The 25,889-nt window shown below is 53.6% G+C and carries 23 protein-coding genes; 13 read left to right on the forward strand and 10 right to left on the reverse strand.

What is annotated here, in order from left to right:
• Positions 1–12: 12 nt before the first annotated feature.
• Entirely contained in the window at positions 13–264 is a 252-nt protein-coding gene (gene tusA, locus RAC60_RS11605; RefSeq protein ID WP_006121061.1) for a sulfurtransferase TusA, read from the reverse strand.
• Between the two features lie 205 nt (positions 265–469).
• On the opposite strand from tusA, the gene RAC60_RS11610 reads away from it, so the two are divergent.
• Positions 470–1,135, forward strand: a complete 666-nt coding sequence (locus RAC60_RS11610) for a 7-cyano-7-deazaguanine/7-aminomethyl-7-deazaguanine transporter (protein ID WP_054686865.1) — start codon at positions 470–472, stop codon at positions 1,133–1,135.
• Between the two features lie 117 nt (positions 1,136–1,252).
• Entirely contained in the window at positions 1,253–1,807 is a 555-nt protein-coding gene (locus tag RAC60_RS11615; protein WP_375093762.1) for a DcrB family lipoprotein, read from the forward strand.
• A gap of 92 nt (positions 1,808–1,899) precedes the next feature.
• On the opposite strand, the gene iolC is transcribed toward RAC60_RS11615, so the two are convergent.
• Positions 1,900–3,822, reverse strand: a complete 1,923-nt coding sequence (gene iolC / locus RAC60_RS11620) for a 5-dehydro-2-deoxygluconokinase (protein WP_054686861.1) — start codon at positions 3,820–3,822, stop codon at positions 1,900–1,902.
• 525 nt (positions 3,823–4,347) lie between these two features.
• On the opposite strand from iolC, the gene iolD reads away from it, so the two are divergent.
• From iolD to RAC60_RS11640, 4 genes are all read left to right on the forward strand, one after another.
• Positions 4,348–6,288 carry a 3D-(3,5/4)-trihydroxycyclohexane-1,2-dione acylhydrolase (decyclizing) gene (gene iolD, locus RAC60_RS11625; protein WP_375093763.1) on the forward strand — a complete coding sequence of 647 codons (1,941 nt, stop codon included), beginning with the start codon at positions 4,348–4,350 and terminating at the stop codon, positions 6,286–6,288.
• Positions 6,289–6,348: 60 nt separating this feature from the next.
• Positions 6,349–7,359 carry a Gfo/Idh/MocA family protein gene (locus tag RAC60_RS11630; RefSeq protein ID WP_033738232.1) on the forward strand — a complete coding sequence of 337 codons (1,011 nt, stop codon included), beginning with the start codon at positions 6,349–6,351 and terminating at the stop codon, positions 7,357–7,359.
• A 27-nt stretch (positions 7,360–7,386) separates the two neighbouring features.
• Positions 7,387–8,283, forward strand: coding sequence for a myo-inosose-2 dehydratase (iolE, locus tag RAC60_RS11635; protein ID WP_205950849.1), 897 nt, complete (start codon positions 7,387–7,389; stop codon positions 8,281–8,283).
• Positions 8,284–8,491: 208 nt separating this feature from the next.
• Positions 8,492–9,343 (forward strand): MurR/RpiR family transcriptional regulator, encoded by an 852-nt coding sequence (locus RAC60_RS11640; protein ID WP_006121069.1) that lies wholly within the window; start codon positions 8,492–8,494, stop codon positions 9,341–9,343.
• A gap of 171 nt (positions 9,344–9,514) precedes the next feature.
• On the opposite strand, the gene iolB is transcribed toward RAC60_RS11640, so the two are convergent.
• The 3 genes from iolB to RAC60_RS11655 all read right to left on the reverse strand — a co-directional run bounded on the left by iolB (position 9,515) and on the right by RAC60_RS11655 (position 12,429).
• Positions 9,515–10,333 (reverse strand): 5-deoxy-glucuronate isomerase, encoded by an 819-nt coding sequence (gene iolB, locus RAC60_RS11645; protein WP_033738235.1) that lies wholly within the window; start codon positions 10,331–10,333, stop codon positions 9,515–9,517.
• Between the two features lie 81 nt (positions 10,334–10,414).
• Positions 10,415–11,920, reverse strand: coding sequence for a CoA-acylating methylmalonate-semialdehyde dehydrogenase (locus RAC60_RS11650; RefSeq protein ID WP_375093766.1), 1,506 nt, complete (start codon positions 11,918–11,920; stop codon positions 10,415–10,417).
• Positions 11,921–12,225: 305 nt separating this feature from the next.
• Positions 12,226–12,429 carry a hypothetical protein gene (locus tag RAC60_RS11655; RefSeq protein ID WP_047694971.1) on the reverse strand — a complete coding sequence of 68 codons (204 nt, stop codon included), beginning with the start codon at positions 12,427–12,429 and terminating at the stop codon, positions 12,226–12,228.
• 151 nt (positions 12,430–12,580) lie between these two features.
• Here RAC60_RS11655 and RAC60_RS11660 point away from each other — a divergent pair, with 151 nt between their 5' ends.
• Together RAC60_RS11660 and RAC60_RS11665 are read left to right on the forward strand one after the other, a co-directional pair.
• Positions 12,581–13,960, forward strand: a complete 1,380-nt coding sequence (locus RAC60_RS11660; RefSeq protein WP_375093768.1) for a nucleobase:cation symporter-2 family protein — start codon at positions 12,581–12,583, stop codon at positions 13,958–13,960.
• 228 nt (positions 13,961–14,188) lie between these two features.
• The gene (locus RAC60_RS11665) at positions 14,189–15,244 is read left to right on the forward strand and encodes an AI-2E family transporter (RefSeq protein WP_006121073.1); all 1,056 of its coding nucleotides are present in this window, start codon (positions 14,189–14,191) and stop codon (positions 15,242–15,244) included.
• On the opposite strand, the gene RAC60_RS11670 is transcribed toward RAC60_RS11665, so the two are convergent.
• Entirely contained in the window at positions 15,233–15,916 is a 684-nt protein-coding gene (locus tag RAC60_RS11670; protein ID WP_039342744.1) for a FadR/GntR family transcriptional regulator, read from the reverse strand. The two genes, RAC60_RS11665 and RAC60_RS11670, sit on opposite strands and share 12 nt — an antisense overlap.
• A 147-nt stretch (positions 15,917–16,063) precedes the next feature.
• Here RAC60_RS11670 and uxuA point away from each other — a divergent pair, with 147 nt between their 5' ends.
• Together uxuA and RAC60_RS11680 are read left to right on the forward strand one after the other, a co-directional pair.
• On the forward strand, positions 16,064–17,248 hold the full coding sequence (gene uxuA / locus RAC60_RS11675; RefSeq protein WP_375093770.1) for a mannonate dehydratase: 1,185 nt from the start codon (positions 16,064–16,066) through the stop codon (positions 17,246–17,248).
• 398 nt (positions 17,249–17,646) lie between these two features.
• Positions 17,647–19,227 (forward strand): EAL domain-containing protein, encoded by a 1,581-nt coding sequence (locus tag RAC60_RS11680; RefSeq protein ID WP_054632928.1) that lies wholly within the window; start codon positions 17,647–17,649, stop codon positions 19,225–19,227.
• 53 nt (positions 19,228–19,280) lie between these two features.
• On the opposite strand, the gene RAC60_RS11685 is transcribed toward RAC60_RS11680, so the two are convergent.
• Positions 19,281–19,649 carry a hypothetical protein gene (locus tag RAC60_RS11685; RefSeq protein WP_226376310.1) on the reverse strand — a complete coding sequence of 123 codons (369 nt, stop codon included), beginning with the start codon at positions 19,647–19,649 and terminating at the stop codon, positions 19,281–19,283.
• A gap of 439 nt (positions 19,650–20,088) precedes the next feature.
• Here RAC60_RS11685 and proP point away from each other — a divergent pair, with 439 nt between their 5' ends.
• From proP to RAC60_RS11700, 3 genes are all read left to right on the forward strand, one after another.
• Entirely contained in the window at positions 20,089–21,594 is a 1,506-nt protein-coding gene (gene proP / locus RAC60_RS11690; protein WP_006121078.1) for a glycine betaine/L-proline transporter ProP, read from the forward strand.
• 128 nt (positions 21,595–21,722) lie between these two features.
• Positions 21,723–22,700, forward strand: coding sequence for a porphobilinogen synthase (gene hemB, locus RAC60_RS11695; RefSeq protein ID WP_006121079.1), 978 nt, complete (start codon positions 21,723–21,725; stop codon positions 22,698–22,700).
• Positions 22,701–22,986: 286 nt separating this feature from the next.
• A complete protein-coding gene (locus RAC60_RS11700; RefSeq protein WP_054686856.1) occupies positions 22,987–23,463 on the forward strand; it encodes a helix-turn-helix domain-containing protein in 477 nt (158 codons plus the stop codon).
• Positions 23,464–23,472: 9 nt separating this feature from the next.
• Here the strand turns inward: RAC60_RS11700 and RAC60_RS11705 are convergent, their stop codons facing one another.
• From RAC60_RS11705 to RAC60_RS11715, 3 genes are all read right to left on the reverse strand, one after another.
• Positions 23,473–24,129 carry an epoxyqueuosine reductase QueH gene (locus RAC60_RS11705; RefSeq protein WP_006121081.1) on the reverse strand — a complete coding sequence of 219 codons (657 nt, stop codon included), beginning with the start codon at positions 24,127–24,129 and terminating at the stop codon, positions 23,473–23,475.
• A gap of 124 nt (positions 24,130–24,253) precedes the next feature.
• Complete coding sequence (locus RAC60_RS11710; RefSeq protein WP_375093773.1) at positions 24,254–24,934, reverse strand: SDR family oxidoreductase; 681 nt, start codon at positions 24,932–24,934, stop codon at positions 24,254–24,256.
• A 132-nt stretch (positions 24,935–25,066) separates the two neighbouring features.
• Entirely contained in the window at positions 25,067–25,888 is an 822-nt protein-coding gene (locus tag RAC60_RS11715) for a hypothetical protein (protein ID WP_006121083.1), read from the reverse strand.
• Position 25,889 lies beyond the last annotated feature (1 nt).

Here is a 25,889-nt window from a genome sequence, read left to right on the forward strand (position 1 = left end):
TCACTGCCGCCGTTATTCTCCCATCCCTTTCTGAATCAAAAACTGGTAAGGCAGCGTGTCGGTTTGTTCGGCCAGTAGTTGATGCTCCATAAACCGGCAAAAACCGGGGATATCCCGCGTGGTTGCCGGATCGTCCGCGATAATCAGCAGCGTTTCACCGTCCTGCATGCCGCGCACCGTTTTACGTACCATCATGACCGGCTCGGGACAACGCAGGCCCTGAGCATCCAGTTGATGGTCGGCGGAAGAAAATGCATCACTCATGACGGTCTCGATTTCAGTTAACGGGCGCTTATTCTAGCGCGTCCGCCCTTTGACGCAAGGCGGTAACGATTGCGTTAAAATTAGCCATTGCATTAATAGCACAACAGGGTAAGATGCGGCCGTTTTTTGTTCATAAAACTGCAGCGCACTGAATGTTCAGTTGCCTGCACTGGGTTCCCTCACCCCACCACTAAAAAGGCTTACTATGCTCGCATTTACCCCGCGTCAGCGCGCTCATGCGCTCGTCTGGTTGTCCCTGTTTCATCTGCTGGTGATCACTTCCAGCAATTATCTGGTGCAGTTGCCTGTTTCCCTTTTCGGTTTTCATACCACCTGGGGCGCCTTTAGCTTTCCGTTTATTTTCCTGGCCACTGATCTGACCGTGCGCATCTTTGGTGCGCCGCTTGCACGCCGCATTATTCTGGCGGTGATGGTGCCGGCCCTGTTTATCTCTTACGCGATTTCCAGCCTGTTTTACCAGGGCGAATGGCAAGGCTGGCAGGCGCTGCAACAGGTAAACCTGTTTGTCGCCCGTATCGCCTGCGCCAGCTTTATGGCTTACGCATTGGGCCAGATTCTGGATGTGCACGTTTTCAACCGCCTGCGTCGCTTGCCGCAGTGGTGGGTGGCGCCAGGCTGTGCCATGTTTTTAGGCAACATCAGCGATACGCTGGCCTTCTTTTTCATTGCCTTCTACAAAAGCTCCGATCCGTTTATGGCACAGCACTGGGTAGAAATCGCTCTGGTCGATTACAGTTTCAAAGTGCTGATTTGTATAATTTTCTTTTTGCCTGCCTATGGTGTTTTACTCAACGCTGCGCTCAAACGCCTGGCCGAACGCCAGGCCCAGCCGCAGATACATTTCGGCTAACCGGCAATACAGCCTTTCCTGACAATCCGCTAAAATCTCCTGACAATACTTAGGTTGCGTTTGCAACCTGATTCCTGTTGTATAAACGCCTTCGTGGAATGTTAAAAAGGGATTCTGATGCGTAATTTAGTGAAATATGCGGGAATTGGTTTGCTGGTACTCGGCCTTGCCGCCTGCGATCAAAAGAAAGATGAAGCAGCAAACGATAATGGCGCATCTGCCAGTCAGTCTGCACAAACCGTGGCGCTGATGGACGGTAAATTACGTTTTACCCTGCCACCTGGCCTGTCAGATAAGAGCGGTAAACTGGGTTCTCAGAGTACCAACATGCACGTTTATGCTGATGAAAGCGGTGCGCGGGCGATTATCGTCATTGCCGGTGAGCCGACGAATGAGACCCTGGATGTGTTAGCGCAACGCATGGAACAACAGCAGCGTAATCGCGATCCCCAGCTTCAGGTTGTCTCCAATAAAGCGGTCACGCTGGGCGGTGAGCCGGCACAGCAGCTGGATACCGTCATCTCAGCAAACAACCAGACCTCCTGGTCCTCGGTTGTTCTGGCCAAAGTCGATGGTAAGCTGATGACGATGCAGATTACGCTGCCCGGGGACAATCAACAGCAGGCCCAAAGCGATGCTGAAACCGTGGTGAAAAGCATTACCCTGAAATAACGGCAAGGGCACACCACACCACCGCGCGTTAATACTGAGCCATGCAATGATCATTCTGCCGCATGGCTCAGTTATCACTCATCCCTTCTGCTTCAGACACACTGTTCGCGCGCCTGACGCCAGTAATCAATCAGCCGCAGGTAGTTCTCTTTTACCGCCGCCACCAGTGCGTCGTCACGTATTTCACCCTGCAACCACTGGCGCGAGGGCTGTGCAAAGATTGTGCGCCCCACCGCAAACCCTTTTACCCACGGGGCCTGCGCCGCCGCGGCAAACCCCGCTTTAAGCGTGGCTTCTGGCGCATCAAGTCCCAGTAATAAAATGCCACGACAGTAAGGATCCTGCTGTTCGATCAAGGCACCTATGTCACGCCAGCTTGCCGGAGACAGGGGTGGGAGCTTCCACCAGTCAGGCTTGATGCCAAGCGCATAAAAGTGGTTCAGCATCTTCAGAAAATGCGCTTCATTGTGGTCTGGCTGGCTGTCAGGCAGGATCACTTCCAGCAGTAACTCATGACCGCTCTGGTTACAGCTTTTCCACACTTCCAGCAACAGCGCGTCCTGCTCCTCGCGCAGTTCGGCACTGTCGTGAGGATGATAAAACACCAGGCATTTTACCACATGCTCCGCTGGCCAGCCGATCAACTGGGAACCAATGCTGCCATGTTCCAGGCGTAACGGACGCGACCCCGGTAGTTCAATGGGTCGGCCAATCCATCGGTTCTTACCCGTAATCGCATTCAGCGTTTTCTGACCGAAGGTCGTGTCCGCCAGAATGCCGCTTCTACTTTCAATGCCGGCTTGCTGCACGGCCTGCTCCGCAGCCTGCAATAGCAAAAGTTTCAACTGCGGAATGCGCGAAACGTCCGCGCCAGCCTCCGTAGCCATCTCTACCAGCTGTTTGCGGTGATCAAAAGCGAAAATATTCAGTTCCGGCCAGGCGTGTTGACGCGACGTGACGCGGTGCAGATGGGTCAGACGGCTATCCAGATCGGGGCGTTTCACGTCCTGTTCGCGGCTTAAAAAGTCATCCAGCTCCTGTCGGGTGGGCATCGCAGGGGCGCACCCGTGTCGCGAAACCACCAACGCGCCACAGGCGTTTGCGTAGCGGCAGGCCTGTTCCCATCCTTCATCATTTAACCAACCGCGCAGCAGACCGGACATAAACGCGTCCCCTGCGCCCAGCACATTCAGGACCTCGACACGCACGCCGCTGTGCAGTTTCACCGCTGCCCAGTTGTCTGGAATCGCGCCTTCAAATACCACGCATCCCATTGCTCCTCGCTTACAGACCAGCGTTGCGTTGCTCACCGTGCGCACGTTTTTCAGCGCGGTCAGCGTATCGGTGCTGCCGCCTGCGATATGAAACTCTTCTTCCGTGCCGACAATGAGATCGAAATAATGCATAACCTGCTGCAGTTGCGCGGTGACTTCAGAGGAGGCAATAAACCGGGTTTCCCCGTCCCCCAGTGAAGTCAGGCCCCACAATACCGGGCGATAGTCGATGTCCAGCGCGGTACGCAGACCATGCTTACGGGCATACTCCAGCGCTTTCAGCACGGCCGCTCGCGTCTGCGGGTGCGACAAATGCGTGCCGGTTACCGCAACCGAGCGAGAAGAAGCGATAAAGTCTTCATTAATGTCGTCTGGCACCAGGGCCATATCGGCGCAGTTGTCGCGGTAAAAAATCAGCGGAAAAGTGTCTTCATCTTTAATGCCCAGGATGACCAGAGCGGTCAGCCGCTTTTTGTCCGTGATAAGTGCTTCTGTATTGCAGCCGACCCGCTGCAAACTTTCCCGCAGAAAACGGCCATTATGTTCATCGCCTACACGAGCCAGCATGGCGGATTTCAGCCCCTGAATCGCCGTACCGTATGCGACATTGCCTGATGACCCGCCCAGATATTTCGCGAAAGACGTGGTGTCTTCCAGCCGCGCGCCAATTTGCTGACCATAGAAGTCGACGGCAATGCGTCCGATACAAATCACATCAAGACGCTTCTGTTCTCTCTGCATGCTTCTGGTTTCCTTCTGTGATGAGCAGACACTGCGGACAGGTTGTGCGTGGGGTCTGAAGGTGTCTGGTTAACGATAAACGCAGTATGAGGAACAAATATTCCAAACTCAATTCAAAATGAAACTTACACTGCGATTATGTGAAGCAGTTAAAAATCTGTTATGCCCGACACGTCAGTCAGGCGTTGCCGGACGGGACCTCGCGGACCCGGTGCGACAGGGCCATGACGCTCCTGCCCGTTTTGCAGCATCTTTCTGCGTGATGAAATGAAATCTCGAAAACTTTGTAACTCTCACTAAACATTCCAGTTACGCTTATGGCATAGCTTCCCGCTGCCCTGTCAGCAAGGGTAAATTTGATCCCCCTCGCAAAATGAAATATTTCTTCTGTAATCGTATTTTATGAAAAATGCATTTGTTTATAATCCTCTGACATTTCAGTTCTTCAGGTAGCCTTTTCCGTTACGTCACGCCTTTTTAGCGCGGTGCCGGACTCTGCTACTGCCAGCACGTTGAGGAAGGTTTATGGCCACCATCAAACTGACTACCGCACAGGCATTAGTTAAGTTTCTCGATAATCAATACATTGACGTAGACGGCACAGAGACAAAGTTTGTAAAAGGCATTTTCGCCATTTTCGGTCATGGCAATGTGTTGGGACTGGGACAAGCGCTGGAGCAGGACAGCGGCGATCTGGTGGTCTATCAGGGGCGTAATGAACAAGGGATGGCCCACGCCGCAACGGGCTTTGCCAAACAGTCTTTGCGCCGCCAGATTATCGCCTGTACGTCGTCCGTAGGGCCCGGCGCCGCCAATATGCTGACGGCCGCCGCCACTGCCACCGCAAACCGAATTCCTCTTCTGCTCCTGCCGGGCGACGTCTTTGCCACCCGCCAGCCCGATCCGGTCCTGCAGCAGATTGAGCAGCCCTGGGATCTGAGTATCAGCACCAACGACGCCTTTCGTGCCGTCAGTAAATACTGGGACCGCGTCAGCCGTCCGGAGCAACTGATGAGCGCCTGTATTAACGCCATGCGCGTCCTGACCGATCCGGCTGAAACGGGTGCCGTCACGCTCTCTTTACCGCAGGATGTTCAGGGTGAAGCCTGGGATTATCCGGATTATTTCTTCCAGAAACGCGTTCATCGTCTGGATCGGCGTCAACCCACCGTTGCCCAGCTCGAAGATGCGCTGAAGCTCATCATCCGTAAACGTAAGCCATTAATTATCTGCGGCGGGGGCGTGAAATATTCCGGCGCAGGCGAGGCACTGCGTGCATTTGCCGAACGCTATCAGATTCCGTTTGCTGAAACCCAGGCGGGAAAAGGTACCTTATTATCTGATCATCCTCTCAACGTCGGCGGCGTGGGTGAAACCGGCTGTCTGGCGGCCAACCTGCTGGCAAAAGAGGCCGATCTGGTGATAGGCATTGGAACGCGCTACACCGATTTCACCACCTCGTCGAAATGGATCTTTCAGCATCCTGATGTGAGCTTTCTGAATGTCAACGTCAGCAACTTTGACAGTTATAAGCTCGATGGCGTGCAGCTGCTGGCCGACGCACGTGAAGCACTGCTGGCGCTCAGTCATGGACTGGTTTCACAGCACTATGCCAACGACTGGGGCGATCAGATTGCCCTGGCCCGGCAGCAGCTGGAAGACGAGACACAGCGCGTTTATCACATCACGCCCAACGATACCGCCTTTGAGCCTGAGATTACCGATCACCTTGACCGAAAAGCCGTCTATGCCGAATTTAACCGCCTTACGCAGTCTTTGCTGACACAAAGCAGCGTAGTGGGCACGCTGAATCAGCACCTGCCTGCCGATGCCGTGATCGTGGGCGCTGCGGGCAGCCTGCCCGGCGACCTGCAACGCGCCTGGCGTACGCGGGGTTATAACGGCTATCACCTTGAATATGGTTACTCTTGCATGGGGTACGAAGTGAATGCGGCACTGGGCGTCAAACTGGCGCAGCCTGAGCGAGAGGTTTATGCCTTGGCAGGCGATGGCTCGTTCATGATGCTGCATTCCGAGCTGGTGACCTCCCTTCAGGAAGGGGCGAAAATCAATGTGGTCCTGCTGGATAACATGAGCAATGGCTGCATTAACAACCTGCAAATGGGGCACGGCATGGACAGCTTTGTTACCGAGTTCCGTTTCCGTAATCCGGACGGTGGCAAGCTCGACGGCGGACTGGTTCCGGTGGATTTTGCCGCCATTGCTGCCGGTTATGGCTGCAAAACCTATCGCGTCAGTACGCTGGAGCAGCTTACCGCCGCGCTGGAAGACGCAAAAACGCAGCGCGTTTCCACGCTGATTGATATCAAAGTGCTGCCCAAGACCATGATTCACAACTACTTCAGCTGGTGGCACGTTGGTGTGGCACAAACCGCCCACTCGACGCGCGCGCAACAGGTGGCGAACACGCTGAATACGCATCTGGCTCAGGCCCGTAAATACTAATTTCCGGGCCGTCTGACGGCCCATGTTTCTACTCTCCGATTTAACCCTACAGGTGTAATTATGACATTGAAACTTGGTGTGATTGGAACAGGTGCGATTGGTCAGGAGCACATTCGGCGCTGCAACAATGTCTTACAAGGGGCAAAAGTGGTTGCGGTATCCGATATCAATGCGGAAGGCGCCAAAGCCGCGCTGCAACGTCTGAACAGTGATGCAGACGTATGCGAGGATGGCTTCGCAGTCATTCAGTCACCCAACGTGGATGCCGTGCTCGTCACCTCCTGGGACCCGACCCATGAAGCGTTCACGCTGGCTGCCATTGAGGCGGGCAAACCGGTCTTCTGTGAGAAGCCGCTGGCGATGAGCGCTGAAGGCTGTCGTCGTATCGTGGACGCCGAGATCAAACACGGCAAACGTCTCGTACAGGTCGGCTTTATGCGCCCCTACGATGCCGGTTATCGGGCATTGAAAAAGGTGATTACCGATGGTGATATCGGTGAGCCGCTGATGCTGCATTGCGCGCACCGCAACCCGACGGTGCCGGAAAACTACAACACCGAAATGGCGATTACCAATACGCTGATCCACGAGCTGGATGTCCTGCGCTGGCTGACCCGCGACGACTATAAAACCGTGCAGGTGGTGTTCCCGCGCGTCAGTTCTAAAGCCCGTCCACACCTGAAAGACCCGCAAATCGTTCTGTTTGAAACGCAAAAAGGGATTCGCATTGATGTGGAGATCTTTGTGAACTGTACCTACGGCTACGATATTCAGTGCGAAGTCGTGGGCGAGGAAGGTATCGCCAGACTGCCCGAGCCGTCATCGGTACAGTTACGTAAAGACGCCAAACTGTCCAATACCATTCTGGTCGACTGGAAAGATCGCTTTATTGAGGCATATGACGTTGAGCTACAGGCCTTTATCAACGACGTAAAAGCGGGCCAGTTAACCGGTCCTTCCGCATGGGATGGTTTTGCCGCCTCGGTCGCTGCTGACGCCTGTATCAAAGCGCAGAAGAGCGGCGCGATCGAACCCATTGAAATGCCCGCCCGTCCGGCATTTTATAACTGACTCCTCTCGCCTTCAGGCAGGTAACTGATGAACAATCAAAAGGTTAAGCTGGCGATCGCGCCCATTGGCTGGACGAATGATGATATGCCCGAACTGGGCAGCGAAAACACCTTCCAGCAAACGGTCAGTGAAATGGCGCTGGCCGGGTTCACCGGCAGTGAAGTCGGCAGTAAATACCCACGCGATCCTGCGGTTCTGAAACCGATGCTGGAGATTCGCGGTATTGAGATCTGTAACGCCTGGTTCAGCACCTTCTTTGCACAGGGCGACAAAGCGAAAACGATTGAGGGATTCACCGAGCACATGAATTTCCTCTTCGAAATGGGCGCCCGGGTGATTGGGTGCTCTGAACAAAGCAAGAGCATACAAGGCACGACGCTGGCGGTGCTGGACGATAAGCCCGTGTTTAACGACGATGAATGGCAGCGCACGGCGGAAGGCTACAACGAACTGGCCGCGATCGCCGCCCGTAAAGGCATGCGCGTCTGCCTGCACCATCACATGGGCACCGCTATCCAGACGCCAGCAGAAATTGACCGTTTTATGGCCATGACGAACGATACTGTCGGCTTACTTTACGACACCGGCCATATCTACTATTCCGAAGGCTCACAGCAGGTCATGCTGGCGGTACTGGAAAGCCACTTGCCGCGTATTTTCCACGTGCACCTCAAAGATGTGCGGGATGACATCGTCACTGAGGTCAGAGATCAGCATCTGTCTTTCCTGGACGGCGTAAAAAAAGGCACCTTTACCGTGCCGGGCGATGGCGTGATCGACTTTAAACCCGTGTTTAAAATCCTTGATGACTACGGCTATCAAGGCTGGATGGTGGTGGAGGCAGAGCAGGATCCCGCGCTGGCGAATCCATTTGAGTATGCGGTGAAGGCACGAAAATATATTCGCGAGCACACCGGGCTGTAAATTCACCCTGACGCAGGACGATATGCATAAGGCTGCCCCAGAGCAGCCTTTTTTCAGCCCGATCGCACCGTTTGACGACGAATCTGTGAGTCATTTCATAAACCAATGAAATAAATTATGCCTGAAAAACAAACAAATGAAATTTTCCATCCATCTGGTATCATAGCGATTCTTATCCAGCCACGCTTTCCGCACATGAGCCGACGTAATGAGCAATAACCCTTCCCAACTTTCACTGCTGCAGGACGAGATTCGTCGCCGTTATGAAACGCTGAGTAAGCGTCTGAAGCAGGTGGCTCGTTATATTCTTGATAACAGTAACAGCATCGCCTTTGATACCGTCGCGTCTATTGCTCAGCAGGCCGATGTGCCGCCTTCGACCCTGATTCGCTTTGCCAACGCCTTTGGTTTTAGCGGCTTCAACGAAATGAAACAAATTTTTCGTCAGCATCTGATGGAAGAGACGGTTAACTACACCGAACGGGCACGCCTGTTCCGCCAGACCGCCGCAGACGACGCAGCGAACGCGCCTGAAAGCCCGGCGGAAATTCTGAATGTCTTCACCATGGTAAACAGCCAGGCGTTGCAGCAACTGGCGATGCAGGTGAGCCCGGAGCAGTTGAACAAAACGGTGCAGTTACTCAATGATGCCGAGAACGTCTATGTTATCGGCCTGCGTCGCTCGTTCAGTGTCGCCTCCTATCTGGTTTACGCCCTGCGCCATCTGGAGCGCCGCGCCTTTCTGATTGACGGGTTAGGCGGCATGTTCACTGAACAGCTGACGCTGGTGAATCCGAAAGACGTGGTGATTGCTATCAGCTGTTCGCCTTACGCCCGCGAAGCGGTAGAAGTGGTTGAGCTGGGCGCCAGGCGCGGTGCCCGCCTGATTGCGATTACGGACAGCCAGGTGAGCCCTCTGGCCGCGTTCAGCGACGTTTGCTTTGTGGTGCGGGAAGCCCAGGTTGACGGTTTCCGCTCTCAGGTGGCGTCACTCTGTCTGGCTCAGACGCTGGCGGTTTCCCTGGCACTGAACAATGCCCGGACGCCCCCCGCATCCTGACGATTGCGCCACCTGACAGGGCGGCGTAGCCTGCGCCGGTCAATCGGAGACGGCCTCGTCAGGTAACAGACAGAGTCTGTCGCCGAACACCGTTCTCTGGTCAACTTACAGGTATCATCACGCAATAAAAAAGGCAGCGCATAGCGCTGCCTTGTCAGTTCTCGCCACGGATTAACGTCGCGGATAACTGTCGCTGTTAACCCAGGCGTGATCGTGCTCCCAACTGAACTTCCACAAACGTACCGGCCCCGCCATGACGTTAAGGTAGTAATTGTCGTAGCCTGCCAGCGTCGCCACAGGATGATAGCCGCGCGGCACCATGACCACATCACGGTTATACACTGCCATGCACTCATCCAGCGAACGGTCGTCAGTATAAACGCGCTGCATGGCAAACCCCTGCTCGGGTTGAAAACGGTGGTAATAGGTTTCTTCCAGATAGGTTTCGTGTTCGCTGTTTTCCTGATCGTGTTTGTGGCTCGGGTAAGAGCTGGTATTGCCCTCATCGGTATACACTTCCACGACCAGCAGGCTCTCTGCCGGTTGAGTGTCCGGCAGAATATTATGCACCAGGCGCTGATTTTGCCCTTTGCCCCGCCGTTCAACGCCAACATCCTCCGGCGCAATCAGGCGAGCGGGCAGCTTGCCGCCCTGCCCGGGTGCCTGGCAGACCGCCAGCTCAAGATCGCTTTCAGCCTGTACCCTGACGTCATCATCATGAGGAACATACACAGAATAAGGCGGCGTGCGCTCAAACGGTGACAGACGTTTGCCGATATTCGGGAAACGTGCGTGGCGCGTGGTGACGGAAGCCAGCCCCGCGACCAGCACCAGGCAAAGTTCGCTGTCGCCACTTTTCAGGTCGAGCGTTTGCCCTTTTTTCAGCAGATAGGATGAAAAACCGACATAACGCCAACCGGCGCGCGCTGGCGTCACCTGCTGAATGCAGCCGTTATTGTCGGGCTGTTTTACCTTCGAAAGTAAGGCCATTCGCCTCCTCCTGTTTTGCGGTCCTTCACCTGACAACCCGCGCCCCTGTGTGTGAAACGCTGCGTCAGTGGTGCAGGTGATTTAGCCTAACGTTGGCATGCTGAATTCGGACACCGTTTGCTGACCGCCTGGCCAACGCACGGTGGCGGTTTTCATGCGGGTGTAAAAACGCACGCCGTCTGGCCCGTGCACGTTTAACGCACCAAAGACTGACCGTTTCCAGCCCCCAAAACTGTGGAAGGCCATCGGCACCGGCACCGGCACATTGACGCCGACCATTCCGGCCTCAACATCCTGCACAAACTCCCGCGCGGTATGGCCATTGCTGGTAAAGATGGCGCTGCCGTTACCAAATTCGTGGCTGTTAACCAGCTTCAGGGCACTGTCGTAATCCGGCGCGCGCATAATGCTCAGCACCGGACCAAAAATTTCCTCACGCCAGATGGTCATCTTGGCGGTAACGTTATCGAACAGCGTACCGCCGACATAGTAGCCCTCTTCGAAACCGGCGACTTTGTGGTTGCGGCCATCAACGACCAGCTTCGCCCCTTCCTGCTCGCCCAGATCGATATAGCCCAGCACCTTTTTCTGGTGTGCCGCAGAAACCACAGGCCCCATTTCATTTTCATCGCTGCCTTGCTGGATTCCCGGCCCAACCCGTAATGCGTTGATCAGCGGTGTCAGGCGCGAAATGAGCTTATCGGCGGTATCGTTGCCCACTGCAACGACAACCGGCAGCGCCATGCAACGCTCGCCCGCCGAGCCAAACGCACCGCCCATAATCGCGTTTACCGTGGCGTCCAAATCGGCGTCTGGCATAACGATGGCGTGATTTTTTGCCGCGCCAAAAGCCTGAACGCGCTTACCGTGCGCACTGGCCGTTTTGTAAATATGCTCGGCCACACCGGATGAGCCAACGAAGCTGACGGCGGCAATACGCGGATCTTTATAAAGCTGTTCTGCATTGTCATTGGAACTGTGCACGACATTAAACACGCCATCCGGCAGGCCCGCCTCCTTCAACAGCTCGGCCATGCGCACCGACGCTGACGGATCCAGCGCAGGCGGCTTGAGAATAAAGGTGTTACCGCAGGCCAACGCAATCGGGAACATCCACAACGGCACCATCGCCGGAAAGTTGAAGGGCGTAATCCCTGCCACGACGCCCACCGGCTGCATCAGCGAGTAACTGTCTACGCCACCGCCTACATTCGGGGAATACTCGCCTTTAAGCAGGTGCGGAATACCACAGGCAAATTCGATGACTTCGATACCGCGCGTCAGCTCACCCAGCGCATCTGACCAGACTTTGCCATGCTCAGACACAATCAGCGCCGCCAGTTCATCGCGGTGCTGCTCCATCAGAGCTTTAAAATTGAACATGATGCGTGCGCGGCGCAGCGGGGAGGTTTTTGACCAGGCAGGAAAGGCCGCATGTGCCACATCAATCGCCTGAGCCACTTCATCTGCGCTGCTTTGCGTGAGCTCACGGATAACCTTGCCGGTTGCCGGATCGAACACAGGAATGGTTTCGTTGCTGGCGCTGAATGTGGTTTGACCGCCAATAAAGTTTCCTACGATAGTCATGATGTTGCCTCTTTGGTATGTACGGTTCCAGCGGGCAGAGCACAGAAGTGGCATGCTGGCTGGGCAGGAAAAGCCAAAAGCATGCTGGAAAACTATTACAATGGAATAAATTTTTCAAATAGATATTTTTGGAAAATTACTTTTTAGCGGCACAGATCGCATTTCTCTTTTCATAAAGGATTGACGCCTTCGCGGCGGCCATTCTGGCTCGTCATCGCTGACGGTGTAATCGGGCTCCCCATGACATTGTCGCTTCAGGGCGGTTTAACGCCTTTGCGGGATAAAAGGTTTTCGGCCTGACGGCATTAAGCAGCCCGGATATGTTTCATCAATTTTAAATATGAAATATACATTTTCTTTTTGCTGAGAGTCGGCCAGAAAAATGGCTGCTGGCCATGAGGACAGTTGTCTGGTGAAAAAACATCACTACGCACTAACGCAGTGCAAAAAAGGGCGTTAATCGTCATTTCATGAACCAATAATTTCTTCACTGCCCCATCAGGAATCATGTGTTTCACCTTTCCCGGGCGAGCGACGCGCTTCATCACAACATTATCGCTATGATTTTAAAGGCATTGATACCAGAGGAACGTTTATCAGATAAACCTGGCCTGCTTTATGCAACATCCGGTGACTTCCCCGCACTGAGATGAGATAACCGTGTCTGACGAAAAAAACAGTGGCTTACTGTACGGCCTTGATCAGCGAATTCCGCCTGTGCAGGCTTTTTTTAGCGCATCGCAGCATGTACTGGCAGGTCTGGTCGGGATTATCACGCCGCCTTTGCTAATTGGCACCGCGCTTGGTCTGGAAGCCTGGCTTCCGTATTTAATTAGTATGTCGCTCCTTGCTTCGGGCATCGGCACCTTTCTGCAGTCAAATCGCGTGTGGGGCGTGGGCGCGGGCATGATATGCATGCAGGGCACCAGCTTTGCTTTTCTCGGCGTCGCCATTTCAGGTGGCCTGTGGGTCAAAGCCCAGGGCGGCAGCCCTGAGGACATTATGGCGATGCTGTTTGGCATCAACGCCGTGGCCGCGCTGGTTCCGGTTATCGTCAGCCGCTTTATTGATACCTTAAAACGGGTCTTTACGCCGGTCGTGACGGGAAGCGTGATTGCGTTAATCGGTATCAGCCTGATTAAGGTCAGCGTGATTAACTGGTGCGGCGGTCAGAATGCACAGGATTTTGCCAGCCTTAGCAACCTCGCCCTGGGGGCGTTGACGCTTGGCGTGATCGTGCTGCTGAGCTGTTCGGGGAACCGCTGGCTGCGTCTGTCATCCATCGTGGTCGGCATTCTCACCGGCTGCATCGCGGCGGCACTGAGCGGCAAATTTCAGGTGCATGGTTTGGGGGACAGCCTGTTTCGCCTGCCCGCGCTGTTTCCGTTTGGCTTTCACTTCAACAGCAGCCTTTTTGTGCCTGTAGTGCTGGTTTCACTGGTCTGCATCATTGAGGCGGTAGGCGATCTTACCGCAAACCACCTGATCTCCGGTAAGTCGATTACGGATAAAGCGTTCAGTGCGCGCCTGAAAGGCGGCATTCTGGCTGACGGACTGAGTTGTATGATTGCCGCCATGCTGAGTGCCTTTCCAAATACCACCTTTGCGCAAAACAACGGCGTCATACAGATGACCGGTGTGGCAAGCCGTTTTGTTGGCCGCTATATCGGTGTGATGCTGATTTTACTGGCTCTGTTTCCGCCGTTTAGCGAAGCGTTGCGTCAGATTCCCACGCCCGTCCTGGGTGGCGCGACCATGGTGATGTTTGGCTGCGTGGTAACGGCCGGCATTCGTATTCTCAGCCAGACCGCGCTGACGCGCAGAGAGATGCTGATTGTCGGCCTGGCATTCAGCTTCGGCTTAGGGATTGAGTCCGTGCCTGCTGCCCTTTCCCATCTGCCGCCCCTGTTTGCGAACCTGTTTGGTTCAGCCGCCACCAGCGGCGGGATTGTTGCCATCGTGCTGAATATTCTGATTCCCGGCGGGCAGGAGCCGGTGCCACAGGACGCCACGAAAGAGGAATCTGCGCCCTCAGTGTAAGGAGGCGGCAGGCGGTCGCCTGCGTCGTTTCATTGCGGCGGCATCGCTGTTGACAGCATATCGCCGTGACAGTCGCCATTGTCCGCCGCGGCATCAGGACGCTTAACACCCTTTCGCGTCCTGTTTCCCGTCACCGTCTCGCCTCGCTTACCCTTTTCCTCAACGAATCCGCTTCTGATTTTTCCTTCAACTACACTTCAATCAGTTATTTATGCGTAGAGAGAACGAATGAACGGGTTGCAGCAGGAAAGAATTGGACAAAATATCTTAATCAAACTGGCGATGTTAGTGATTATCCTTGCCGGGATAAGAGCCGCTTCCGATATTCTGGTGCCGTTACTCCTGGCGGCGTTTTTTGCCATTGTGTTGAATCCCTTAGTCACGATACTGATGCGGCGCGGACTGCGGCGCGGGATGGCGATTACGCTGGTGATCACGGTCATTTTTGTTGTGATTTTGCTGCTGGGGGCCGTACTGGCCAGCTCCATGAGTGAGTTTTACGATCTCTATCCTCAACTGCGCACCATCATGGAAAAGAAAATGCTGGTCGTTCAGCATCTGGCGGCCAGCATTCATCTGAATGTCTCTACCGATGCGCTGGTTCAGCGCTTCGATCCCAACACATTGATGAATCTGGCCAGCGTGGCGCTGAGTGGTTTTTCCGGCGCAATGACCAATACTGTCCTGTTGATCCTTACCGTCGTCTTTATGCTGTTTGAAGTGCACCACCTGCCTTACAAAATGCGCAACTCGTTTGTGAACCCCAAAATTCGTATTGCGGGTTTACACAAAGCGCTTAAAGGCGTGACGCATTACCTGGCGTTAAAAACGCTGATCAGCCTGATTACCGGTATCTCGGTCTGGCTGACGCTGTACCTGCTGGATGTGAAATTTGCGTTACTGTGGGGCGTGGTAGCCTTTATCCTGAATTTTATTCCCAATATCGGGCCGATTATCGCCGGTATTCCCCCTTTCCTGCAGGCACTGTTGCTGAACAGTGTGTTTGACGCGGCGATGGTGGCGGCGCTGTTTACCGCCATTCATATGGTGTTTGGCAATATGTTAGAGCCGCGCATCATGGGGCGCGGACTGGGATTGTCGACACTGGTGGTCTTTCTGTCCTTGATCTTCTGGGGCTGGCTGTTGGGTCCGGTCGGTATGCTGCTCTCCGTACCGCTGACCAGCATTACAAAAATTTTGATGGAAACCACGCCAGGCGGAAGCCGGCTGGCAATCATGCTGGGCACCGGACGTCCTAAACCTGCCCGGCTGCTAACCAAGTAAACGCTGCTGCACATGCTGCAGATGCGCTCTCATCGCAGCCTGTGCAGCCTGCTCATCTCCCCCGACAATGGCCTCTGCAATGCACTGATGGTCGGCGTTCATTTCGTCAGCAAAGGTATTGTCTGCATAATGGCGTTCCAGCCGACGAAAATGCGCGCTGTCGCGTTTGTTCCACAGGTTTTCCATCATCTCCCGCAGCAGATCGTTACCGCTCATCTCGCTAATCAAAAGATGAAAGGCTTTATCCTGTTCTATAAACGCCGCATCGTTTTCATTAAATTGCTGGAGGCTGATGCTCATCGCCATGAGCCGCTCACGCTGCGCCTCACTGCCGTTACGCGCCGCCATTCCTGCCAGCAGACTTTCATAGGCTTCGCGCGCCTGTAAAAGATCCTGCAGGCTGAAATGTTCGGTGTCTTTGACCGCTGAGGGCTGAGGCAGGGTTTGGGCGACAAATACGCCCGTTCCGGTCTGGATAGTGACGTAGCCCGTCATTTCAAGCGCAATCAGCGCTTCACGCACGGACGAGCGACTGACGCCCAACTGCTTTGCCAGCTCTCGCTCCGGTGGCAACGCACCGCCGGGTACGAAATCCCCACGCTGAATGCCCGCGATAATGGCATTGGCGATCTGTCGATAAAGTCGTTCAGTTTTCAGTACCGGTAGCACCATCACCTTCTCCTGTTATGGCCGTCTTTGCAGAATCCAGCCGGACGTATTTACTATGCTGCGATCCGGATCACGGCCTTAATTTACGCGCTAATTTACTCTTGGTCCAGCGGCCTGACCACTGGGCCACCCGTTCATCAAGGAGTAATAATGGAACATACATGGCGCTGGTACGGCCCCAACGATCCTGTTTCACTGGACGATGCTCGCCAGGCAGGTGCAACCGGTATTGTTACGGCACTTCATCACATCCCAAACGGCGACGTGTGGCCCGTAGCCGAAATCAAAGCACGTCAGGCGCTACTGGCGGAAAAAGGACTCACCTGGTCTGTTGTTGAAAGCATTCCCGTTCACGAATCCATTAAAACGCAACGGGGCGATTATTCGCGCTATATCGCCAACTATCAGCAGTCGATTCGTAATCTGGCCGCCTGCGGGATCGATACCGTGTGCTACAACTTTATGCCGGTGCTTGACTGGACGCGTACCGATCTGGCCTGGACCTTGCCGGATGGGGCGAAAGCGTTGCGGTTTGACGCCGATGCGTTTGCTGCGTTTGAACTGTACCTGTTAAAACGTCCCGGTGCGGAAAAAGAATACAGCCCCGCCGAGCAGCAGGCCGCTGCTGCCTGTTTTGCCGCGATGAACGAAGAAGAGAAAGCCACGCTGGTGCGCAACATCATTGCGGGTTTACCCGGTGCGGAAGAAGGCTACACGCTTGAACAGTTCCAGGCCCAGCTGGCCCAATATGATGGCATTGATAAAGCCAGACTGCGCGAGCATATGGCCACCTTCCTGCGGGCTATTGTGCCAGTGGCAGAAGAGGTGGGCATCAAACTGGCGGTACATCCTGACGATCCGCCGCGTCCTATTCTTGGCCTGCCGCGCATTGTCTCCACCCAGGAGGATATGCAGTGGCTGAGAGAGACTGTCGACAGCCTGCATAACGGATTCTGCTTCTGTACAGGATCGTACGGCGTTCGCGAGGATAACCCACTGGTTACGATGGCCGAAACCTTTGCCGATCGTATTAACTTCGTGCATTTACGCGCCACAAAACGCGAAGCAAACCCCAACAGCTTCCACGAAGCCGCTCATCTGGCGGGAGACGTTGATATGGTTGGCGTCATCAAAGTCATTCTGGCTGAGGAGCAGCGCCGTCGCCGTGCAGGCAATCTACGCGCTATTCCTATGCGTCCCGATCACGGTCATCAGATGCTGGACGATTTGCACAAGCGCACCAATCCGGGCTATTCAGCAATCGGCAGGCTCAAGGGGCTGGCCGAGCTGCGTGGCGTAGAAGTCGCGCTGAAGCAAATCTACTTCCAGGATTAGCCCACCACGGTGCCGCTGGAGGGGGCGTGCCAGACCGGAAAGCCATCGTGTTCCGTTGACCCGGCGCATGTGGTCCGTGCCTGCGGCGTCAACGCCCTTTTGCTTTCTCCACCGCGCGGGGACATTCTTTTGCCCCGCGCGCACGGCTTGCCTGCCGGCCACAGGGACACCTGGCAGAAAATGTGAGTATTCACTTTCATCAGTACACTCTGTTATGTGTCGTCTTTCACCCAATCCGGGCATGAATTTTCTGTCAATAAATTATGGACGAGGCCGATAATGACGATTATCGGAGGCAAAGGATATCCGACCGTTCACCCGTGGTGTGAACTGGCGTGCTATGCTGAATAAACCCTTAGCACCGCTCAAAAACATGATTACAATTCAGAGGTTATACGGTGCCGCTGATTAAAGAAAAACCGGCCCATACCAGGCTACTTATCGTCTTTGCTGGCGTCCTGCCACTCCTTCTGGGACTGTTTTTTTGTGCCATTGATGCGCGTCAAACTGTGCGCGAGCAACAGATCAACACGGCAGCGACTTTACTGTCTCAGGCAGAAAAAATCAGCGACAACGCCTGGAGCATGATTGCCTGGCTTCGGCAGTACGAGGAGCAGCCCTGCGAGCAAATTGAGCATGCATTGCGGCTTAACGGCACGCTTTATCCCTATTTTCGTGGCCTGGGCACGCTGGAAAACGACGTGATCACCTGCTCTTCGGCTTACGGTAATAAACCCTCAACCCTGAAAGCGATGATTGGCGTAACGCCGCCGGTGGCGCGCAAAGACGGGTGGAGTTTGTCTCTGCGCGGCTCCTACAGCGTACCCGACCGGCCCGCCGTCATCTTTGTGCGTAACCTTACCGCAGGCAGAGCCGTCTGGGTAATGGTGGAAGGGCAATATCTCATCGATTTTATGAGTGCGTTAGGGAGCACGCACGATTATCAGATCACGATGCGCTTCAGTGACGGTGCGTCAATTGTGTCAGGTGAACATGATTTTACCGGAGATACCGGGCCTTCTCCTCAACTTTATCGCGCCACGTCATCGCGCTATCCCATCAGCGTAACGCTACTGGCACCGGGCACAGAACGCATAAAAGCACTGAAACAGTTGTTGCTCCTGATTATGCCTTTTGCTTCCGTGTTTTCCGTTTTGTTGATGATTCTCACGGCATCGTGGCTACGCCGGCGATTTTCATGGGCAGATGACATTCGTCGCGCCATTCGTTCCGGGCAGTTCAGCGTGCACTATCAGCCTACCTACAGCTATGCGCTTAAACGCTGCACCGGCGCAGAAGCCCTTTTGCGCTGGACGCTGCCCAATGGTGACAGCGTACGTCCCGATACCTTCATCAGCGCGGCGGAAGCCGAGGGAATGATCATTCCCGTTACCCGCCATTTAATGGATTTAATCGTTGAAGACGCGCGGCAGTGGAAAACGAATCCCGGTTTTCATCTGGCAATTAACGTGGCCGCCGACCATCTTCAGCATCCAGACTTCGTCGATGAGATGCTGAGCTTCGCGGAAAAGATGGCAGTAACGGAATTTAACCTCACTCTGGAGCTGACCGAACGAAGCCTGATTAAGGAAGGTAACGTGGTGGCGGACAAACTGGAAAGATTGCGTGCGGCGGGGATGAAAGTCGCGATTGATGACTTCGGAACCGGCCATTGCTCGCTCAGTTATCTGCAAACTTTCGCGCTGGACTATCTCAAAATCGATCGGGGCTTTATTAATGCCATTGAATCACTGGATGGCGAAACGCCTGTGCTGGACGCCATTATCAGCCTGAGCCACAAGCTTAAGCTACAGGTATTAGGTGAAGGTGTTGAAACTGCACTGCAATTCCACTACCTGCAACAGCACGGCGTGACCTTCGTGCAAGGCTATTTTTATGCCCGCCCTATGGAAAACAGCGCCTTCATTGCATGGATGGAAAAATATGGTCATTTGCCAGTGCCTCCTGAAGCGCTCTAGTGCACATCAGGTCACCATCGGATGACAACAGCACGAAATGATTTTGTAGGGATTTAGCGCCGTTTACGTGCCGCGCGCAATGCGACGGCTACCGTTTCTTCCTGCTGGCAGACAGACAGGCCTTCACAGGGCCGACGGGTTCGCTGACTTAGCCGCTGTAGCGTTGGCACCGACTGCTGGAGTAACTGCTGGCATTCTTCATATGCCGAGCACTGCTTCCCCGTTGTCGTCGACGTGATAAGCGTTTCGCTCAGCTTCGTCAGTCGGTTTATCCAGCGTTTCCCCCGACAGCGAAACCAACCCGGCGCAGAGTCCATCTGTGTCCTCTCGCCGCGCTGCCGATCAGCGGACAACAGAGTGGCAGGATAGATTAATTTTTTTTCCACACTATCGATGAGCGCCACCCAGGGATTTTGGCTCATGGCGATATCCTCCTTGACAATTTCTATCAAAATCAAGGGGGATGAGTATTACTGAAGGGAATTGATTAGGCAAGCCTCAACAGTCAACACGAAAAATCATAAGTAATTTTAACCTGTAATGCGTCAGAGCGCATTTTCACTTGCCATCGGCACGTATAGTTACCAGGCAATCGCGTTCGCCTGCTTCTTTTTTTAGCCAGTAAGACTGGTGTAAACACAAGGCAGAGTTGGTCACTTTCAGGCCAAACATGACAAATATCACACAAAAACGTTATACTCTGCGGTCGATGAAATGAATCACGGCAGTTTTCGTTGTGTTTATACGTCGAAAGATAATGCTGTTTTACGGCTATGCTTAAATTTCCTCAACGCAGCGGTCTGAACGCTGTGGTCGGTTCGCGCCGTTGAGGACTTTCATGTTCCATTACAGGGTAATTCTATGAAATTGCGTAGGAAGCGTGTAAAACCGATTGGGATCGATGATGTGACCATCATTGATGATGCCCGTTTACGAAAAGCCATTACCGCCGCGTCGTTGGGTAACGCCATGGAGTGGTTTGATTTTGGTGTTTATGGCTTTGTGGCTTATGCCTTAGGTAAAGTCTTTTTTCCGGATGCCTCGCCGGGCATTCAAATGATTGCCGCCCTGGCAACGTTCTCTGTTCCTTTTCTGATTCGTCCTCTGGGTGGCCTGTTCTTCGGCATGCTGGGTGATAAATATGGCCGTCAGAAAATACTGTCCATTACCATTGTCATTATGTCGGTCAGTACGTTCTGTATTGGTCTGATTCCCTCTTACGCCTCCATCGGCATCTGGGCACCGATTTTGCTGCTGTTGGCCAAAATGGCGCAGGGCTTTTCCGTCGGCGGGGAATATACCGGCGCATCGATTTTCGTGGCGGAGTATTCACCGGACCGCAAACGTGGCTTTATGGGAAGCTGGCTCGACTTCGGTTCTATTGCCGGTTTTGTGCTGGGTGCGGGCGTTGTCGTCCTGATCTCGACCATTATTGGCGAAGAGAACTTCCTTGAGTGGGGCTGGCGTCTTCCTTTCTTCCTGGCCTTGCCGTTGGGCATTATTGGTTTATATCTGCGTCATGCGCTGGAAGAAACGCCAGCATTCCAGCAGCACGTTGATAAGCTGGAACAGGGGGATCGCGAAGGCCTGCGTGATGGTCCGAAAGTCTCTTTCAAAGAGATCGCCACCAAACACTGGCGCAGCCTGCTAGCCTGTATCGGCCTGGTCATTGCGACCAACGTGACCTACTACATGCTGCTCACCTACATGCCAAGTTATCTGTCACACAACCTGCATTACTCGGAAGATCATGGCGTGCTGATCATCATCGCCATCATGATGGGGATGCTGTTTGTACAGCCGGTAATGGGCATGCTGAGCGACCGTTTTGGCCGCCGTCCGTTTGTGATTCTGGGCAGTATTGCGTTGATGGTTTTTGCTATTCCCGCCTTTATGATGATCAACAGCGGCGTGCTGGGAATGATTTTTGCCGGACTGCTACTACTGGCGGTAATCCTGAATGCCTTTACGGGTGTGATGGCATCGTCTCTGCCTGCAATGTTCCCTACGCATATTCGTTATAGCGCCTTAGCCAGCGCCTTCAATATTTCGGTATTGATTGCCGGTCTGACGCCAACGGCCGCGGCCTGGCTGGTCGAAGCGACCAACAACCTCTACATGCCCGCGTACTATCTGATGGTCGTGGCGGTGGTCGGTCTGATTACCGGTCTTTACATGAAAGAGACCGCGAATAAGCCGCTGAAAGGGGCGACGCCTGCCGCATCAGATTTAGAAGAGGCGCGCGAAATCCTTCAGGAACACCACGATAACATCGAACAGAAAATCGAAGATATCGACGCAGAAATTGCCCGTCTCGAAGCGAAACGTAAAAATCTGGTGCAGCAGCACCCGGACATTAACGAGTAAGCTCCTCCGTCTCCCGCCTTGTGGCGGGAGACGTTTTATTCTCTCAGCGCACCGCACACAAACCTTCATCGCCTGCTCTTAATCGGAGTAGACTGTCCGTCTTATTTGAATTAGCTACGTGAGTAACTATGTCTGATTTTTCCCTTACCCAACGTCCCAGAAGATTGCGCGCCAGCGCATCCATGCGTGCAATGTTTCAGGAGTCCACCCTCAGTATCAACGACCTGGCTTTACCCATTTTTGTTGAGGAAGGCGTTGATGACTATAAAGACATTCAGGCTATGCCAGGCGTAAGGCGTATCCCGGAAAAACGTCTGGCCCACGAGATTGAACGTATCGCCAGGGCAGGCATCCGCTCCGTGATGACCTTCGGGATTTCTCATCATACCGACGCGACCGGCAGCGATGCCTGGAATGAAAACGGCCTGGTCGCACGGATGTCGCGCATTTGCAAAGATACCGTGCCTGAAATGATTGTGATGTCGGATACCTGCTTCTGTGAATACACCAGCCACGGCCACTGTGGCGTGCTGTGCGATCACGGCGTGGATAACGACGCAACCCTTATTAACCTGGGTAAGCAGGCCGTTGTCGCGGCAGCGGCAGGCGCTGACTTTATCGCGCCCTCGGCCGCGATGGATGGTCAGGTGCAGGCTATCCGCCAGGCACTGGATGCTGCGGGCTTTACGCAAACGGCGATTATGTCTTATTCCACCAAATTTGCGTCATCCTTCTACGGCCCGTTCCGTGAAGCCGCCGGAACCGCGCTGAAAGGCGATCGCAAAACGTATCAGATGAACCCCATGAATCGCCGCGAGGCCATTCGCGAATCACTGATTGATGCCGCCGAAGGTGCCGATTCGCTGATGGTGAAACCGGCTGGCGCCTATCTGGACATCCTGCGCGACATTCGTGAACGCACTGAGCTTCCCCTGGCGGCTTATCAGGTCAGCGGTGAATATGCGATGATTAAATTTGCCGCGCAGGCCGGCGCGATTGATGAACGTAACGTGGTGCTTGAGAGCCTGGGGGCCATTAAACGTGCGGGTGCCGATCTGATCTTCAGTTATTTTGCGCTCGACCTGGCGGAGCAAAATCTGCTGTAGGCAGTCGTTCTCTGCGATGCGACAACGTGTCGCAGAGAGGCCTGCTTTAACTTTGCTCAGGGTGACATTTTACTTGCGGCATGGTAACGTGATGTAATAGTACCACAAAGTCACCCCTCCCACCTTTGCAACAAATAATATACATATCACGCATAAATATAATTGCTCATCATGTTATTTCACATTCCTGGAAATAACCATGCACTTCCTTGAGAATCTTTACGTAACGCCTATTTTGAGAAACATATGTTAATTTAAAATCATCCTCATTATTTAAGGGGGTGTTATGAATGAGAACAAATACAATGAGAGCGTAATTATTTCTGTTACTGAATGGATTAATGAAAATCTCGATCAGCGATTAAGCATTGATGATATTGCTGAAAAGGCGGGCTATTCAAAATGGTATCTGCAGAAGTTATTTTCCCGCTATAACGATGAAACGCTTGCACGCTATATTCGCAAGAAGAAATTAATATCCTGTATTAACGATCTCAAAAACAGCCGTACACCTATTATCAACCTGGCCGTTAAATACCATTTTGAAAGCCAACAATCTTTTACGCGCTCGTTTAAACAGATGATGGGCTGTACGCCCAGCGTTTGCCGCAAAAGACAAATGAAAGGGGGAACGGACAGCGCCACGTCCACCGGTGCGCATCCCTGTAGTCTCTGCATACGGACGCCGAAAAAGACAAAAAAGCCGGTTTACAGCGGAATAAATGACACCCGGAGCAGCGACGATTTAGTCCGCTTTTTTTAAATACAGGCGTTACTCGTCCGGCTTATAATATTGCACGCCAATCTGAATTCGCTCTCGCCCGTTGGCAACACGATGACGATTGGTATCGCGTAATGAGTAAATACATCCGCAGTACTCTTGCTGATAAAAGCTTTCGCGCTTACTGATTTCGATCATACGCGCCGAGCCGCCGCCTTTGCGCCAGTTAAATTCCCAGTAGGTCAAATCGGGATATTTTGCCGCCGCACGGACACCGCAGTCATTAATCTGCTGCATGTTCTTCCATCGGGAAATCCCCAGACAACTGGTGATAACAGGAAAACCATTTTCATGCGCATAGAGCGCCGTACGCTCAAAACGCATATCGAAGCACATGGTGCATCGCTCACCACGCTCAGGCTCCCATTCCATGCCTTTGGCCCGTTTAAACCAGTCATCACGATCGTAATCTGCATCGACAAAAGGCACATTAAACTTTTCAGCAAAGCGGATATTCTCCTCTTTACGCAGTTCGTACTCTTTAAGCGGATGAATATTCGGGTTATAGAAATAGATCGTGTATTCAATGCCGGAGGCCAGCATGGCTTCCATGACTTCCCCTGAACAGGGCGCACAGCAGGAGTGCAGAAGCACTTTTTTGTGTCCACCGGGCAACGGTAGCGGTTGACGCTGATAGGGCTGAGACATAAGCACCTTCAATCAATGAAATAAAAAGGGCAGTGTAATGCCGGGACAGGTCTGTTGCAAAACTTCAGTGTATCGGATCGCCCCTGCCTGTAGTGAAGGCCTGAGGGCGAATTCCTTTACGCCATTACCATTGCAGCGTTTTTCCCGCGTAGTCCACATAGTGGTGACCACCGCGCCCCTGAAACATCGTCAACTGCGTGAAGATCCCTTCCGCGCTTTTTTCAGCCGTAAGGGGGGCCTTATCGCCGCCCATATCCGTTTTCACCCAGCCGGGATGCAGCGTTAACAGCGTGCCATTCTGCGCTTCTACCCCTCTGGCAAGGGAACGGGTCAACATATTGAGCGCCGCTTTACTGGCCGAATATAGAGGAGCGTCCGCGCTGCGGTTCTCATTCAGGCTGGCAAGCTGCGAAGACGTTAACGCAATCACGCCCTTTTGCTGATTCAGCAACGGCAGCAAAATCTCAGCGCAACGTACCGGCGCGACGGCATTGGTCAGGAACAGCTGCATCAGTTCGCTGTCATCCGTCTCGGCCAACTTTTGATGCGCTGGCCCGTAAATGCCTGCATTAATCAAAATGGCGTCATAAGGCTCTCCACTCAGCTGGACCGCAACGTGTTTAACCGCGTCGGTATCCGTTATATCCACTTGATGCCAGTCAACCTCAGGGTGCTCGCCTTGTGGCGGAATAGCACTACGGTAAGTGGCCGTCACCTGCCAGTGATGGGCTACAAACGCGTTAACCACGGCGAGTCCGATGCCGCGCGACGCGCCGATAACTAAGATTTTCCCCTGATGAGCCATAGGATTGTCCTCGTTGATGAAGTCAGTAAGCAGAGTAGAGGCGGGTTAGCGCACGCACTGCATTATACAGGCTGTTTTGTGCGGATACCGCCGCTCCGACCCTGCTGTGTGTCCTGATACGCCCTGCCTGGGTTACTCAATCTGCTGATCAGGCGGCGAAGATTTGTTGCCATCCCGGCTCTTTTCCACACTCTGCGGATGATCTTCTCCCATTGCCAGGGCTGTCGCGCTGGCGGGATCGAACAATGAGAAGCTCTCGATCTGGTCCAGCATGATCACTTTGCGAAACGCCATGGCATTTTTGGGTTCTGAATCCAGCGTGATGCCGTGCTCGGCGTACCAGCTACTGTAATTATGTTCGACCGCCAGCTTTAATGTATGGCTGTCGCGATAACCGCTCAGCATCGGAATGAGCACGATATTGGCGGTGCTTTCATATTCAAAAGTTGCCGCATGCACCATGCCTATGTAGATGCGTCGCGATTTTAGCGTGATCCATGCCAGTTCCCCCTCCTCCATGCACTGGAAAAGCATCTGCTCGACGCCGTTAGAACGGGAGAGTTTTTGATAGAGGTCTTTTCGGCCAGAGACATTAAGCCGTGCGCTGCCCGCCCAGTTCGAGCGATAAAGGCAAAACAGAATGGCGAAGGTTAGCATAATGACTACCGGTGCCTGAATACCTAAAAAGCTCCAGTTCATAAACTTCATTTGCAGCTGAAGATGATCGCCGGGGAAAATATAAAGCGCGTTGGAAACGGAGGAAATAATAAATAAGACAAACCAAATAAATGCGGTGGCAAAAACCCCCTGAAGCACGAATATACAACCGTATAACGCCACCAGAAAATAGACATCCCAGCCTGAGGTACGGCGCATTTTGAAACGGCTGGAAAGATCCCGACTGGTGTACCAGTAACCACTTACCATCAATACCATAAAAATCGCGGTACCCACC

The organism is Pantoea sp. BR_17, from assembly GCF_041955125.1.
Taxonomy (GTDB): domain Bacteria; phylum Pseudomonadota; class Gammaproteobacteria; order Enterobacterales; family Enterobacteriaceae; genus Pantoea; species Pantoea stewartii.